Annotated in this window: 10 protein-coding genes; 9 read left to right on the top strand and 1 reads right to left on the bottom strand. The window is 49.5% G+C overall.

Going from position 1 to position 15,139, the window contains the following annotated elements; genetic code table 11:
* Positions 1 to 335 precede the first annotated feature (335 nt).
* From MHM95_RS01970 to MHM95_RS01930, 9 genes are all read left to right on the top strand, one after another.
* Positions 336 to 1,121: a DUF2071 domain-containing protein gene (locus tag MHM95_RS01970; protein WP_045978350.1), complete on the top strand. Its 786-nt coding sequence runs from the start codon at positions 336 to 338 to the stop codon at positions 1,119 to 1,121.
* A 150-nt stretch (positions 1,122 to 1,271) separates the two neighbouring features.
* The gene (locus MHM95_RS01965; RefSeq protein ID WP_045978349.1) at positions 1,272 to 1,679 is read left to right on the top strand and encodes a GFA family protein; all 408 of its coding nucleotides are present in this window, start codon (positions 1,272 to 1,274) and stop codon (positions 1,677 to 1,679) included.
* Positions 1,680 to 2,129: 450 nt separating this feature from the next.
* Positions 2,130 to 2,432 carry an isoamylase early set domain-containing protein gene (locus tag MHM95_RS01960; RefSeq protein ID WP_045978348.1) on the top strand — a complete coding sequence of 101 codons (303 nt, stop codon included), beginning with the start codon at positions 2,130 to 2,132 and terminating at the stop codon, positions 2,430 to 2,432.
* A gap of 2 nt (positions 2,433 to 2,434) precedes the next feature.
* Entirely contained in the window at positions 2,435 to 4,438 is a 2,004-nt protein-coding gene (gene malQ / locus MHM95_RS01955) for a 4-alpha-glucanotransferase (protein ID WP_239384056.1), read from the top strand.
* Entirely contained in the window at positions 4,419 to 6,650 is a 2,232-nt protein-coding gene (glgB, locus tag MHM95_RS01950) for a 1,4-alpha-glucan branching protein GlgB (protein ID WP_239384055.1), read from the top strand. Before malQ ends, glgB begins: the two co-directional genes overlap by 20 nt.
* Entirely contained in the window at positions 6,643 to 8,718 is a 2,076-nt protein-coding gene (glgX, locus tag MHM95_RS01945) for a glycogen debranching protein GlgX (protein ID WP_239384054.1), read from the top strand. The genes glgB and glgX overlap by 8 nt, the downstream gene beginning before the upstream one ends.
* Positions 8,715 to 11,210, top strand: a complete 2,496-nt coding sequence (locus tag MHM95_RS01940; protein WP_239384053.1) for a glycogen/starch/alpha-glucan phosphorylase — start codon at positions 8,715 to 8,717, stop codon at positions 11,208 to 11,210. The genes glgX and MHM95_RS01940 overlap by 4 nt, the downstream gene beginning before the upstream one ends.
* A 2-nt stretch (positions 11,211 to 11,212) precedes the next feature.
* Positions 11,213 to 12,505: a glucose-1-phosphate adenylyltransferase gene (glgC, locus tag MHM95_RS01935; protein ID WP_239384052.1), complete on the top strand. Its 1,293-nt coding sequence runs from the start codon at positions 11,213 to 11,215 to the stop codon at positions 12,503 to 12,505.
* Positions 12,506 to 12,507: 2 nt separating this feature from the next.
* Positions 12,508 to 14,025 carry a glycogen/starch synthase gene (locus MHM95_RS01930; RefSeq protein WP_239384051.1) on the top strand — a complete coding sequence of 506 codons (1,518 nt, stop codon included), beginning with the start codon at positions 12,508 to 12,510 and terminating at the stop codon, positions 14,023 to 14,025.
* A 39-nt stretch (positions 14,026 to 14,064) separates the two neighbouring features.
* Here the strand turns inward: MHM95_RS01930 and MHM95_RS01925 are convergent, their stop codons facing one another.
* Positions 14,065 to 15,099 carry a GGDEF domain-containing protein gene (locus MHM95_RS01925; protein ID WP_045978342.1) on the bottom strand — a complete coding sequence of 345 codons (1,035 nt, stop codon included), beginning with the start codon at positions 15,097 to 15,099 and terminating at the stop codon, positions 14,065 to 14,067.
* Between the last annotated feature and the right edge of the window lie 40 nt (positions 15,100 to 15,139).

Genomic DNA, 15,139 nt, shown 5'->3' with positions numbered 1-15,139 from the left:
CTTAACCCTGAAGAACAAGCTTTATCGTCCTGCTTTTGGCTATATCTACTGCGCCTTAAACCCTCAGGCAGACTAGGTCGTGGCATTTACCTCATTGCTTTAGGGCGTACAGCGGCGATTGGTGAGTTACTAAAATTTAAGCGGGTGTTTGCAGTGAACGCCATTCGCCTCAGCTGGCAAAATCCGGTATCTTTGCAGTTATAAAGAGTGGTCATAACCGCGCTCGGCAACATAAAACATGGGGGTAACATACCGCCAGTGGTGTCAGAGGGGCGTTATGCCCAACAAGGACGTCCACTTTTAGTGGATGACAGCGATTCAAGGAATGTACGTTGATGGACTCATTAAAATTAAAAGACTTTCTTCACCCTCGGCCTGCGCCAAGAGGGATTGATGTTCTATGCAAATTACAACACTTCTCAATTATTACTTATGCTGTGGACCCTTCACGGTTTGAGGGGCTTTTCCCGGAGCGATTTGAATTGGATACCCTAGAAATTAATGGTGAAGAAAAGGCGTTAATTTCTGTTGTTCCTTTCATTGATGTTGATTTTACCTCGGCCGTTTTTCCATTCCCTAAATTTACCATGGGCCAAACAAACTACCGCATATACATTATCGATAAAAAGACCAACGAAAGGTGTGTTTGGTTCCTGGGTACCACGTTGGATTCTTGGACTTTAGCTGTCCCTAGGTTTGTTTGGAACTTGCCTTGGTATAGTGGCAAAGTGAAGTTTGATTGTGAGTTCGATTCATCAACCAGGCTATATTCAAAATATAAAATGGTTACCCAAGCCGATTGGGCGCCAGCACATGTTGAACTAACCCAAAGCCCAGAATCTAAACTGGAGTTACCGGGCTTTCCTGATGTAGAAACGGGGTTGGTGTATTTAACTCATCCGCTCGCGGGCTTTTATTATCGCCGTGACGGTCAACTGGGGACGTATCGAGTCTGGCACAAAGCGCTAGAAGTGAAGCCGGCAAACCTTGAATCGGCCAACTTTGGTTTGTTATCGCGCTTGGGCTTAGTGACGCCAGAGGAGCAACAAGTAGCGCATAGCGTTCTTGTTGAACCTATTAATGAATTTACTATTTATTTACCCCCTAAAGTGATTCGATAAAACTACAGTATGGCGTGGAAACGTCATTGGCGGCCCTTGGCACTAGGGTGGGCGCACTTTTTGCCATGGCTTACTGCCCGCTGTAACGCGGAGTCAGTTGCGTGTAGTTAATTTGTGGGCCCAGAGCGAACAGTTAAAAGAGGAATTCAGATGTATAAGGGAAGTTGTTTGTGTGGTTCAATCCAGTTTCAATTGCAGGGCACTCTCACTGATATCATTCATTGTCATTGCTCTTTATGTCGCAAGGCCAGCGGCAGTGCCTATGCAACCAATGGCTTCATTAATGCAGAAGATTTAAAAATAACAGACAAAGCGGGTACTTTGACTTATTACCAAAGTGCCGAGGGTAAACGTAAATACTTTTGCAGCCAGTGCGGGGCGCCCATTTACAGTGCCAATGCGCAGTCGCCAAACAGGTATCGGCTGCGCCTAGGAACGTTAGACAGTGATATTACAGAGCGACCCATTTCTCATAATTTTGTGACCTCAAAAGCAAACTGGGATGAGTTAGACGCAGCGCTCCCTCGTTATGAAAAGCACGAGCCTGGGCGCCAGTGAAATTGGCGCTGCGCTAGGCTGCAATCTGGTACCGACGGCGTTGAGTGCTTTTTAGGAAATAGCGCTGCCTTATATTAATTTCTTCAGTCAAACTCCCTCTAAAACAGTGTTAGGTTTGCAATAGTCTGTTGCCCCGTGAGCTGCTCGCAAGCACGCGTGAAAATATCTCATTATGCGTTTTGTTGGTTTGTTTCTATTATCCCTTGTATCTATTTGAGGTTCGCAGCAGATGCCTTGGCACTTATCCTGCTAACAGCCTATATGTGGCGGGTGACACCCTCACTTTTCGGCGTGTTTGCACCGAGAAAGCGCATTTTCTGCACTGTAATAATGCGTCCATATTTCTTTGCTAACCTCGCCATCAGACTTTGCAAAACACACCGATTTGCTGAGCAGTATCCATAGCACATTGATGTGGCGAACAAATATACACTTGTTTGGAGCCCAGCTATGTTAAAGAAGCGTTTTTTCAAAACAAAAAACGAAGCAGAAGTGACCTTTGAGTATGAACACCCACACGCAGCCCGTGTTGCGCTCGTGGCGGAATTTAATCAATGGCAACCTTTGCCCATGACCTGCTCGAAAAAAGGCGGCACATTTCGCGTTAAAACGCGCCTCCCTAAAAACAGCGAATTTCATTTTCGTTACTTAATTGATGACCAAGAGTGGGATAACGACCACCAAGCCGATGCCTATGTTGCCAATGCCTATGGCACTGACAACAGTGTGGTATCAACCCACGTTCAGCCTTAACAATGCAGACGCTGGCACAAAGCCTCTATCTGATGGGGGTTGGCGACAGCTACGTGGATTACCAAGGGCAACAGCAACAATTTGATCAAGCGTTGCGGGTAAAAGTGCTTGAGGCCATGGGGGTCGATGTTGATAACCTCGACGCCTTAGCCGCGCTTAACTGTCAACTTGACGCGGCCCCTTGGCAGCAACTTTGCGATGACATTATGGTTATCTCGGAGCCTTCGCCACGTTTAGTTATCCGCCTGAGCGAGTTGCAGTTTCAGCGGCAGCAGAGTGCGAGCTTGCACCTAGAGGTGAACGCACAACACGCTAACTGGTGCATTAGCCAAGGGCAAGTCACCGGTGACTACGTGATTGATGGCTGTCGCTACCTCGCACTTAGCTATGAACTAGGTCAAGGTTGGTTGGCGCCTGGGTTTTACGCCGCTCGGATCAGCGTCGCAGAGCATAGCGCTGAGCTAGAGCTATGGTGGGCGCCACAACACGTTTATCAAGGCGCTTATGGCCAGCAAGCAGCTGTTAAAAGTGTGGGGTTATCGTGCGGCTTGTACACCTTGGTGAGCGAACACGGGGTGGGCATGGGTGATTTTGCGGATCTCAAAGCGCTGCTGCGCGAAGCCGCTGCGTTATCCATAGATTATGTGCTACTTAATCCCTTGCACTTACTCGATTGTAATGATGCCAGTAGGCATAGCCCGTACAGCCCTAGCAGCCGCATGCTTATCCATCCGCTGTACATTGCCGTTCAGGATTCACCGGAATGTGATGCGGCGATTTTAGCGCAGCTCAATGAGGCCAAAAGACACTATAACATTGTCGCAAGTGCGCCTTGGCTTGATTATGAACAAGTCTACGCGCTTAAGCTGCCATTATTACGCGCGTTGTTCCAACGTTTTTGCACCACGGCAAGTGCTGAGCGTAAGGCCGAATTTGCACAGTTTAAAGAGCAGCAACGTGTGGCTCTCGATACCTTGGATGAACCAGATGATCAGCAGGCTTGTTATTGGCAATGGCAAGCCTGGCTGCAGCGCCAAGAATGCCAAAATATAGCGCAAGAGGCGGGTATGAAGTTGGGCCTTATCAATGATTTGGCCGTTGGCGTGAGTGATAGGGGTGGCGAGTTTAATCGTTACCGAGCACTGTTTACTCCCCATGCCTGTATTGGTGCGCCGCCGGATGATTTTGCTCCACAGGGGCAAAATTGGGGCATGCCAGCATTGTTGCCGCAAGCGATGAAGCGCCACCGGTTTGCCTATGCCAAAGCGTTATTTAGCGCCAATATGCAAGGGGCGGGGGCGCTGCGCATTGATCATGTGATGGCGTTGATGCGCATTTGGTGGTGTGTCGATGAGCAGGGCTGTTATGTCTATTACCCCTTTGATGAGCTGTTAGCGCTAATAAAAATACTCAGTCATCAACACCGTTGTGTGGTGATTGGTGAAGATTTAGGCGTGGTGCCCGAGCAAGTTCGACAGGCCTTGGCACAAGCGCAGATATTCTCCAACACCGTGTATTACTTTTGTTACCAGCACTCAGCCTTTAGCGCGCCGCAACACCTTGATGAGCATACCTTATTGATGATCAGCAACCACGATTTACCGCCTTTTGCCCAGTGGTGGCAGGGCGATGATCTTAATCAAGCGCTGCAACTGGCAATTATCAGTGCAGAGCAAAAACAGTCGTTATATGAGCAACGTCAAAACCATAAAAGTGCGCTGATTGAGCGACTCACTCAACAAGGGGAGTCGGTTTCGTTACACAGCACCAGTGCCGATGTGTATCGCGCCTTGTGCCGGGCACTTGCGCAAGGAAGTAGTAAGTTGCTGACCCTACAACTTGATGATTTAGACGGCCAACATACGCCGGTCAATATCCCCGGTACGCACCGTGAATACCCGAACTGGCGACGACAGTTGAGCCAATCTGCTGTCGCTATTTTACAGCAGCAACAGCAGTTTATCTGTGAACTGACTAGGAGTCGTCATGGAACATGCGATGATTGATAATACGCCACTTCCTGATTTAGCCGATGCTGTTTGCGCCCTTGAAGGGGCGCAAGTGGGTGAGCCGCGACAGCTATTGGGCCATCAATGCATTGACGGCAGCTGGTATGTGGTTCTCTACAAGCCCGGTGCTTTGGCGGTGGAGGTGCAATTTGCTACTCACACTTGTATTGCCCAGCGCTATTCAGACTCACAGGTGTTTATCGCGCCGGCGCAGGCGGAATTTGTTCCGTATCAGCTCCGTGTTACTTACCCAGAGGCGGTGGTAGTTCAGGCCGACCCATTTTGCTTACCCTTAGGGCTCAGTGCCGCTGATTTATATTATTTCCGCCAAGGCACAGAGCAACAGGCGCAGCGCCACCTTGGTGCTCATATGATGACGTTGCAAGGCCACCGTGGCGTGCGTTTTAGCGTGTGGGCTCCTAATGCCCTCGCGGTGAGTGTGACTGGGGATTTTAACCACTGGGATAGTCGCCAGCACCCCATGGCGCGGGTTGAAGACAGCGGTGTTTGGGCCATTTTTATACCTGATGTAGCGCCGGGCCAGTGCTACAAATACCATATTCGTACGTTATCGGGTGAGGCCTTATTAAAAGCCGACCCCTATGCATTTGCTACAGAGCTGCCGCCAAATACCGCCTCGCGTGTCAGCGCTGTTACGTTGCCTAAAGCGCTGGATGAGCAAAGCTATGAGCAACGCGAGCGCCGCAATGCCATCGATGCTGCCATTAGTATTTATGAGCTGCACATTGGCTCTTGGCGGCGCACCGCCGATAACCAATTTTTAAATTACCGTGAGTTGGCCGCGCAATTAATTCCGTACGTTGAAGAAATGGGGTTTACCCATATTCAATTAATGCCCGTTAGCGAGTTCCCTTTTGATGGCTCGTGGGGATATCAGAGCACCGGTCTTTTCGCGCCCACCTCGCGCTTCGGCAGTGGCGATGATTTTGCCTATTTCTGCGCGCAATGCCGTGCGCACAATATTGGTGTGCTAATAGATTGGGTGCCGGGGCATTTCCCGGCAGATGCTCACGGTTTGGGGCGTTTTGATGGCACGCATTTGTATGAGCATGCCGATCATCGCCAAGGGTATCATCCAGATTGGCATACCTATATTTACAATTATGAGCGCCAAGAGGTACGTAGCTTTCTCACCTCTAGCGCCAGCTTTTGGTTAGAGCAATACGGGGTAGACGGGTTGCGCGTGGATGCCGTGGCATCGATGCTATACCTTGATTACAGTCGTGAGCATGGGCAGTGGTTGGCCAACCACTTGGGTGGACGAGAAAACCTCGGTGCTATTGCTTGCCTACAGCAAATCAACAGTGTGTGCTATGGGCGAAATCGCGGCATTATGATGGTCGCAGAGGAATCGACCGCATGGCCTGGAGTCACACAAACCACCGACAGTGGCGGCTTAGGGTTCGGCTTTAAGTGGAATATGGGCTGGATGAATGACTCATTACGCTACATGCAGTTAGACCCGATTTACCGCCAATACCATCACCACGACATGACCTTTTCCATGGTCTATGCCTATAGCGAAAATTACATTTTGCCTTTAAGCCATGATGAGGTGGTTCATGGCAAAGGGTCGCTGCTGAGCAAAATGCCAGGGGATAGTTGGCAGCAACACGCGAACCTGCGCGCCTATTTAGGTTTTATGTGGGCTCACCCTGGCAAAAAGCTGCTATTTATGGGCGGCGAGTTCGCTCAGCAGCGCGAGTGGGACCATAACCATGCGTTGGATTGGCACCTGCTTGATGACCCAGCGCACCAAGGCATGCAGCGTTGGGTTAAATGCCTGAATCAGCTTTATCGTTCGTACCCGGCTCTGCATGAAAATGACTGTGATGAGCGTGGGTTTCGGTGGTTAGATGGGAATAATAGCCAGCAAAGCATTTACAGCTTTGTACGTATTGCCAGTAGCCGCCCGCAAGTCGTGCTCGCGGTTGTGAATATGACGCCTCAAGTACATCATGATTTTCGCATTGGTGTGCCTCACGCTGGTAGTTACCGAGTTATCGCTAATAGCGATGAGAGTCAATACTTCGGCAGTGGCGTTAGGGTGTGCGCTGAGCGACCTGCAAATGAGCAACCACTCCTTTCGGAGCCACTACCCTGGCATGGGCAAAGTCAGTCTGTCAGCATCTGTGTGCCGCCATTGGCTTGTGTTTATCTGTTGTGGGAGGCACCTGATCATGAGTAAATTTATTACCAAGCCGGGCGTTGGTGCTCCCTTGGGGGCTTATATTGATGACCAAGGGGTTAATTTTTGCTTGTACTCGCGTCATGCCGGTGCCGTGTACTTATGTCTGTATGATGCTTCTGGGCACAGTGAAATTGCACGCATAGCCCTACATAAAGGTGAACCCGGGTATTGGCATGTTTATGTCTCAGGGGCTGCAAAAGGGCAGCTATATGGTTATCGTGTGGATGGTCCTTTTGCTCCTGAACAAGGGCAGTTGTTTAATATTAACAAGTTGCTGCTCGACCCTTATGCACACTCGCTATTTGGTGATTTTCAACACAGTATTCGCCACCGCGCTATTGATGAGCAAGGTAAGCTATGTCCGTTTGATAATGCTCACTTAATGCCTAAAGCTCAGGTAACCGCGCTGAGCCAGTATAAAGGTAAACGCCCGGAGATTGCCTGGCATGACACTGTTATTTACGAATGTCATGTTAAAGGGTGGTCGCAGCGCCACCCCGATATTGAGAACGCCCAACGCGGGTGTTTTGCAGCCTTAGCAACGCCGCAATTCATTGAGCATATCAAAGCGCTAGGTGTGACCAGCATTGAGCTTATGCCCGTGCAGCAGTTCATTAGTGAAGCGTTTTTACAGCCACTCGGGTTGAGTAATTATTGGGGCTATAACACCCTGAGCTTTTTCACTCCGCATAGTGATTATTTGGTTAGCGGCGATGTGCACGAATTTCAAGCCATGGTCGCGGAGTTACATCAACACAATATCGAAGTGCTGATTGATGTGGTTTACAACCACAGCTGTGAAGGCGAAGCCCTTGGCCCTTGTTGCCACCTAAGGGGCATCGATAATCGCAGTTATTACCGCCTTGATGAGCAAGGTCATTATATTAACGACACCGGCTGCGGTAACACCTTAGATTTAACCCAACAGGGTGCGTTGCGCTTGGTCATGGACAGCTTACGGCATTGGTATCAGGTATATGGGGTTGATGGCTTTCGCTTTGACTTGGCCAGTATTTTAGGCCGAGAGCGCCATGGTTTTAGCCCTGAACATGTCTTTTTTCAATGCCTTGCTCAAGACCCGGTATTACAACACGCGAAACTGATTGCCGAGCCTTGGGATATTGGCCCCGGAGGTTACCAGCTTGGCGCTTTTCCTGCTCCATGGCGGCAGTGGAATGACCAATATCGCGATGTTGTCAGGCGGTTTTGGCGCGGCGATAGCGATTTACTGGGCGTGTTAGCCAAGCGCTTGCATGGCTCTGCCGACATTTTTAGCGCCACCGGCATGGTGCCAAGCTACAGCATTAATTTTATAACCAGTCATGATGGCTATACCTTGGCCGACCTGGTCAGCTACGAGCAAAAGCATAATCACGCCAACGGAGAGCACAACCAAGACGGCCATAATGCCAACTACAGCTGTAATTATGGTGTGGAAGGGCACAGCGACGATGCTCACATCAAGTTACTGCGTTTGCGAGCACAAAAAAACTTACTGCTCACCTTATTACTTTCCAAAGGCGTACCCATGCTCAGCGCCGGCTCGGAAATGGGGCACTCACAGGGGGGCAACAATAATGCATATTGCCAAGATAACGCCATTAATTGGCTTAGTTGGCACGATGTCTCTCGCCACCATCCGTTAGCACTGTTTATCAGCGATGTGCAAAGGCTGCGTCGTGAATTCGCCATTTTTACGCACCCGGAGTACATCCATGACAACGACCCGCGCTTTGTGATTGCTTGGTATCGCCCTGACGGGCGGCCGATGAGCAATGACGATTGGCATGACCCCTCGCTGCATACCTTGGTGTATTACAGTATCGATACCCAGGCCCATCACTATTTATGTGTGGTACTGCATCGCGGCGGGCGCGAGCAAGCGCTGCGCTTAGTGAGCCCTGATAATACGCCACTGCAATGGCACCTGCGCTTGAGTACGGACGAACACAGTGAGCCTGCAACGCAGGGCATCGCTGTGGATCAAGAAATAACCTTAACTCCCTGTAGTGGTTGGGTGTTTAGTAACGTTGAAAACAAACACAATACAAGGCAAACACTATGACTACGTCTGGCACTGTATGCCACCCTGTGGATTGGCAGGATGCGCCGCTACTTGATAGCGAAACGTTAGCCGATGATTTGGCTCGTCATTTTCACTATACCCTCGGGCGCGACAAAGTGGGCGAATCGCAGCATTATTTGTATCAAGCACTGGCGCTGACAATACGTGATAGGCTGGTGGCGCGCATGCGACAAACCCGCAATGTCACCACCTCAGTGCCAACACGAAGAGTTGCCTACCTGTCGTTAGAGTTTCTCATCGGACGTAGCTTAAATAACGCTATTTTAAACCTAGATATGGCTGCTGAGGTGAGCGCCGCATTAGCCAATTACTGCGCCGAACTCGAACATATAGCCAGCGCTGAGCACGACGCTGGTTTAGGGAATGGTGGTTTAGGGCGTTTGGCTGCGTGCTTCTTAGATAGCTGTGCGACCATGGCCTTGCCGGTCACAGGTTATGGTATTCGTTATGAATACGGCATGTTTAATCAACGCATTGATAATGGTCATCAAATAGAGCAGCCCGATCATTGGTTGCGTGAAGGCCATCCGTGGGAATTACCAGCACCGGATAAAACCGTGCGGGTGAAGTTTTTTGGTCATGTCGATATTTATCGAGACCATCAAGGCCGCGAACACCGCCAATGGCTGGACACCCAAGATGTGTTAGCTGTGCCTTATGATGTGCCCGTGCCAGGCTATGGTAATGATATCGTCAATACCTTACGGCTGTTTAAAAGTGAGGCCACCGATGAGTTTGACCTTGGTGAGTTCAATGCTGGTGGCTATGCCGAGGCCGTGGCGCAAAAAAACCTCGCTGAGCAAATTTCCATGGTGCTGTATCCCAACGACAGCAGTGAAAATGGCAAAGAGCTGCGCCTGCGCCAACAATATTTTCTCTGTAGTGCCGCACTGCAAGACCGGCTCAACCAATGGATAGCAATCAAAGGCGCACAGTTTACAGATTTTGCCGATTATCATGTATTTCAACTCAACGATACGCATCCCAGTATTGCCGTAGCTGAATTAATGCGCCTGCTTATCGACGAACACTGCTTGAGTTGGGACGATGCTTGGCAGATAACCACTCGTACCATGGCCTACACCAACCACACCTTGCTACCTGAAGCGCTGGAAAAATGGTCTGTGGCTTTAATGCAACGGCTACTGCCGCGTTTGATGCAAATTATCTATGAAATTAACGCACGGTTCTTAATCTTAGTCGCCAAACAGTGGCCCGGGTGTGCACAAAAACAGCGTGCTTTGTCGCTTATTGAAGAGGGGGCAAATCCCCAGGTGCGTATGGCTTATTTAGCCATCGTTGGCAGTTATTCCGTTAATGGGGTGGCGGCGCTGCATAGCCGCTTACTAAAAGAGCAGTTGTTTGCAGATTTTTATGCGCTGTGGCCACAGAAGTTTAATAACAAGACCAATGGGGTCACGCCTAGGCGTTGGCTATCTCATTGTAACCCCGAGTTGGCACAATTGATCACCGCCAAAATAGGCGATGATTGGGTAAAAGATTTCGCGCATATTAACCGTATTCGCCGTTACTACGATGATGATAGTTTTATTGCCGCGTGGCAAAAGGTAAAACAAGCCAACAAAGCGCGGCTGTGCGAGTTGGTGCAACAGCGCTGCGTCGTGCAATTTGACTCGACCATGCTGTTTGATGTGCAGGTCAAGCGCATTCATGAATATAAACGCCAGTTGCTCAATATTTTGCATGTGATTCATTTATACCGGCGCATTTGTGATGGCGATACGCAAGGCATGGTGCCCCGTTGTGTGCTGATCGGGGGCAAAGCGGCCCCCGGTTACGATATGGCTAAGCGCATTATTAAGTTGATATGTAATGTTGCCAACACCATTAACGATGACCCTCGAGCGAAGGCATGGTTAAGGGTGGCGTTTTTACCGAATTACAATGTCACAGCGATGGAAACAATTTGCCCTGGAGCGGATTTATCAGAGCAAATATCCACGGCGGGTAAGGAAGCGTCAGGCACCGGCAATATGAAGTTTATGATGAATGGCGCACTGACCATAGGCACCTTGGATGGTGCCAATGTGGAAATGCTTGAAGCACTCGGTGGCGAGCACTTTTTTACTTTTGGCGCCAAGATTGAGCAAATCGACGATATCCGCAGACACTATAGCGCACGCGCTATTATTGAGAACGACCCGCAGCTGCAAAAAGTAATCGCCTTGCTACAAAGCGGTCATTTTAATTTGTGTGAGCCGAATATTTTCGCTCCCATTATTAACCTCCTTTATGACGATAGCGACCCTTGGCTTACCTGTTATGACTTTGCCAGTTACTGCCAGGCTCAACAAGCTGTCAGCAAAGCTTATCAAGACCCTAAACACTGGACACAAATGAGTATTTTAAATACCGCTGCCTCTGGTCAGTTTTCCAGTGATCGCACTATTGCCCAATACAGTGAAGACATATGGCAGTTACAGGCCATGCCAACGCGCCAAGGAGAATAACGATGCCAAGTTATGCAAATCGATACATTAGTACTTTAACCCGTGATACTTACGCCTTGATCCTCGCCGGAGGCAGAGGATCGCGGTTACATGAGCTGACCAACTGGCGCGCCAAGCCGGCCGTGTATTTTGGGGGTAAACATCGCATCATCGATTTTCCGCTTTCGAACTGCATCAATTCGGGGATACGTAGGGTCGGGGTGGCGACTCAATATAAGTCGCACTCGTTAATTCGTCATGTACATCGCGCTTGGGGACACTTTAAAAAAGAGCTCGGTGAGTCAGTAGAGATTTTACCCGCGTCACAGCGCTACGGCGATGAGTGGTATTGCGGCACTGCCGATGCGGTATTTCAGAATATGGACATCATTCGTCATGAGCTACCCCGTTATGTCATGATTTTATCAGGCGATCATGTTTACCGTATGGACTACGGGGCGTTACTGGCAAAACATGTAGAAACGGGCGCCGATATGACGGTGTGCTGTATTGAAGTCGATACCGAAGAGGCTGCCAACACCTTTGGCGTTATGACCGTCGACGAACAAAACCGTATTCGCCGCTTTGATGAAAAGCCCGCTGTGCCGAATGAAATTCCAGCAAAGCCGGGTCGGTGCTTAGCTTCGATGGGCAACTACGTGTTTAACACTGAATTTTTATTTGAGCAATTGCAAAAAGATGCGCAAAACAGCTGCTCGGGGCGAGATTTTGGTCACGATATCATCCCGGCAATCATCGACAATCACCAGGTATATGCCTTCCCATTTACCGATCCGAGCATGTCTGGGCAGCCCTATTGGCGTGATGTTGGCACCTTAGATTCGTTTTGGGAAGCGAATATGGAGTTGGTTGAACCGGAGCCGAAATTGGATTTGTACGACCCCAGTTGGCCAATTTGGACCTATCAAGAGCAATTACCGCCAGCGAAGTTTATTTTTGATGACGATGAACGCCGGGGGATGGCGGTGGATTCAACGGTTTCCGGTGGCTGTATTATTTCCGGCTCGCAAGTGCGCAAGTCGCTATTATTTTCTAATGTGCACGTGCACTCATTTTGTCAAATTGAGCAAGCGGTGGTGCTCCCCGGTGTAGTCGTTCATCGCGGTTGCCATATTAAGCGAGCGATCATTGACCGGGGCTGTGAAATACCAGAAGGACTGACTATTGGCTTAGATCATGAGGAAGATATTGAACACGGCTTTCGCGTATCCAAAAATGGCATTGTGTTGGTAACGCGCGATATGTTGGCGGCGCTTGCGCAAAAAACCGATGCCCAGAGTCAGCAGCGAGCGTAATAATGAAGTCAGTGTTATTTGTTTGTGCTGAGAGTAGCGCCATTGTCGGTGCGAAAGTGGGTGGGGTGGCTGATGTGGTGGGCAATGTGTCAAAAGCCTTGGCCGAGCAAGGTACCCGAGTCGATGTCATTTTGCCGCATTACCAATGCATGGAGCTCATTGAGGCGCAGCCCTGTGCCGAGGTGCAGGTTCACTTTGCTCACCAACGGCTTAATATACAGCTTTTATTGGTAAGCAAACGCGATGGAGTCAGTCACTATGTGTTATCGCATCCGTGGCTGTGCAGTGAACATGTTTATCATCACGATGAAGATGGCCGGCCCTTTGCCGCTGACGCCAGTAAGTTTGCCTTATTTTGCTTGGCGGTGGCGCAGGCGATAGAGCAAGGTGTACTAGCGGCTGATGTGTTGCATTTACATGATTGGCACAGTGCTACGTTGGCAGTGCTTCGTGCTTATGGCAAAGATTTGCAAAGACTAAAAGCCATGCACACGGTGTACACCATTCATAACTTAGCATTGCAAGGTGTGAGGCCGTTTGCCCACGACCCGTCGGCGCTTGAATCGTGGTTTCCATGGTTAAGTTACGATGGCCAGCGTATTTGCGATCCGCGCTATCCCCATTGCTATAATCCAATGCGCGCTGCCATTGAACTATGTGACAAAGTGCACGTGGTCTCGCCCCAGTATATGCAAGAGGTTCAGCGTCCAAGCAATATGGAGCATGGTTTTATCGGTGGAGAAGGGTTGGAAAATCAGTTGGTTGCCGCGCAGCAGCAAAATCGGTTGTTGGGCATCCTCAATGGCTGTGACTACCAAAGCGAGTCGGTAAATTACACTCAAAAACGGTTATGGCAGCTCGCTGAGCAGGCTGTATTACAATGGATGGGCAAGGCCAATCAGTTAAGCGCGAGCCATTACATCGCCCATGTTCGCCTGCAACGATGGCGTGCTAACGAGGTCACACCCTGGCTATGCTCGGTAGGGCGGATCAGCACGCAAAAAGTCGCGCTATTGCTTGATGATGATACGCTGGATGAGCTGCTGCGATGTTTGGCTGAGCAAGGCAAGCACTTTATGATGCTGGGCTCTGGCGATCCGGCGCTTGAAGCGTTGCTAACACAGGCGATGGCCGAGCATGACAACTTCTTGTTTTTGCGTGGTTTCGCCCTGGAGTTGGGTGATGCGATGTACCAGCTTGGGTCATTATTTTGTATGCCCAGCTCATTTGAACCATGTGGCATCAGTCAGCTTTTAGCGATGCGCGAGGGCACGCCCTGCTTAGTACATCAAGTGGGCGGCCTTAAAGACACCATTGCCGAAGGCGTCAATGGTTTCACTTTCACGGGCAATAGCCCAAAACAGCAAAGTCAGCAGCTACTCACTGCCTTGCAGCGTGCTCTTGCTGTTTACCATAACGAGCCAGCGCAGTGGCAGACATTGTGCACGCAAGCCAAAAACACGCGCTTTGACTGGCACCAAGTCGCCGTCAGTTACCTTGAGCAGTTGTACACCCATTAGTTGCGGCGCAAACGACTCAGCGACACCTTGGGGAGCGGCCTAAAACAGGTCGATATCCCCTTCATCCTGATTAGCATTGTCCGGTGAAATTGCACCGGATTGCACAAGATCATCAAAAAAGTGCAGCTGATCACGGCCATTATTTTTTGCATAATAAAGTGCTTTGTCGGCGTTCTCTAATACGCTGATGGGGAAGTCATAAGGGCTGATACGAGCCATCCCCACACTGACTGTCAGCGTTTTTACAAAGGGGAAGTGGGTGTTGCGCACATGGTCCATAAACGCCTGCATTTTTTCATTGATATCTTCTTGTTTGCAAGGCTCAAAAATAAGTACAAATTCTTCGCCGCCGAAGCGAAACATTAAGTCTGAAGCGCGGAAGAAGCCGCGCATCTGCTGAGCTAAGATAAGCAATACCTCATCACCACAGACATGACCATAGTTATCATTAACTTGTTTGAAGTGGTCGATATCCACCATTGCTAACCACGAGTAACTCTCGGGTTGGCGCTTGCGGTTATTATTATCTCGGTTGTGGGCTTTTTGGTTCCTCACTTGCTTTTCTAGCAGGCGTTTAAATTTACGCTCAAAGGTTTGCCGATTTAATAATCCGGTCAGCTTGTCGCGCTCATTCTCATGTAAAATGGTTAGGTAATTTTCGTAAATGCGGCAAAAGGCGTTCAGTAACACTTGTTGTGATGAGCTCAAGTGATTACTGACCACCTTGATGGCGACCACAGGTTTATCAAAAATCGAAATGGGCAGCCAGCGATGCTCAATGCCATTGTTGTTCTGTACGGTAATGATACAAGCGGATTGTAAACACGAGAGAAGTTCAGATTCAGGGGATTCTACAATGTGTGTGTCGTGCCATTGATATTGACCGGCATTCTCGTGGTGTAGCACCAGGCTGCACTCGATGACCCTGCGGCCAAAGTCCTGTAAGTCCTTATAAACTGCTATCTCTTGGCACTGTATGAACTCTTGTAGGGTGGTGACTAGGCTGTATTCGAGGGAGTTTACATCTCTGGTTTTAGTAATTTTGATAACCGAGTTTAATAATTCTTCTTGCATGATTCGGTAGGCCCTATAAATTTACCACATAATGCGACCT

It is taken from the genome of Pseudoalteromonas sp. CnMc7-15, assembly GCF_022347925.1.
Lineage (GTDB): Bacteria > Pseudomonadota > Gammaproteobacteria > Enterobacterales > Alteromonadaceae > Pseudoalteromonas > Pseudoalteromonas ruthenica.
The sequence above is the reverse complement of the archived record's forward strand: the minus strand, read 5'-3'. Positions and strand labels throughout refer to the sequence as shown.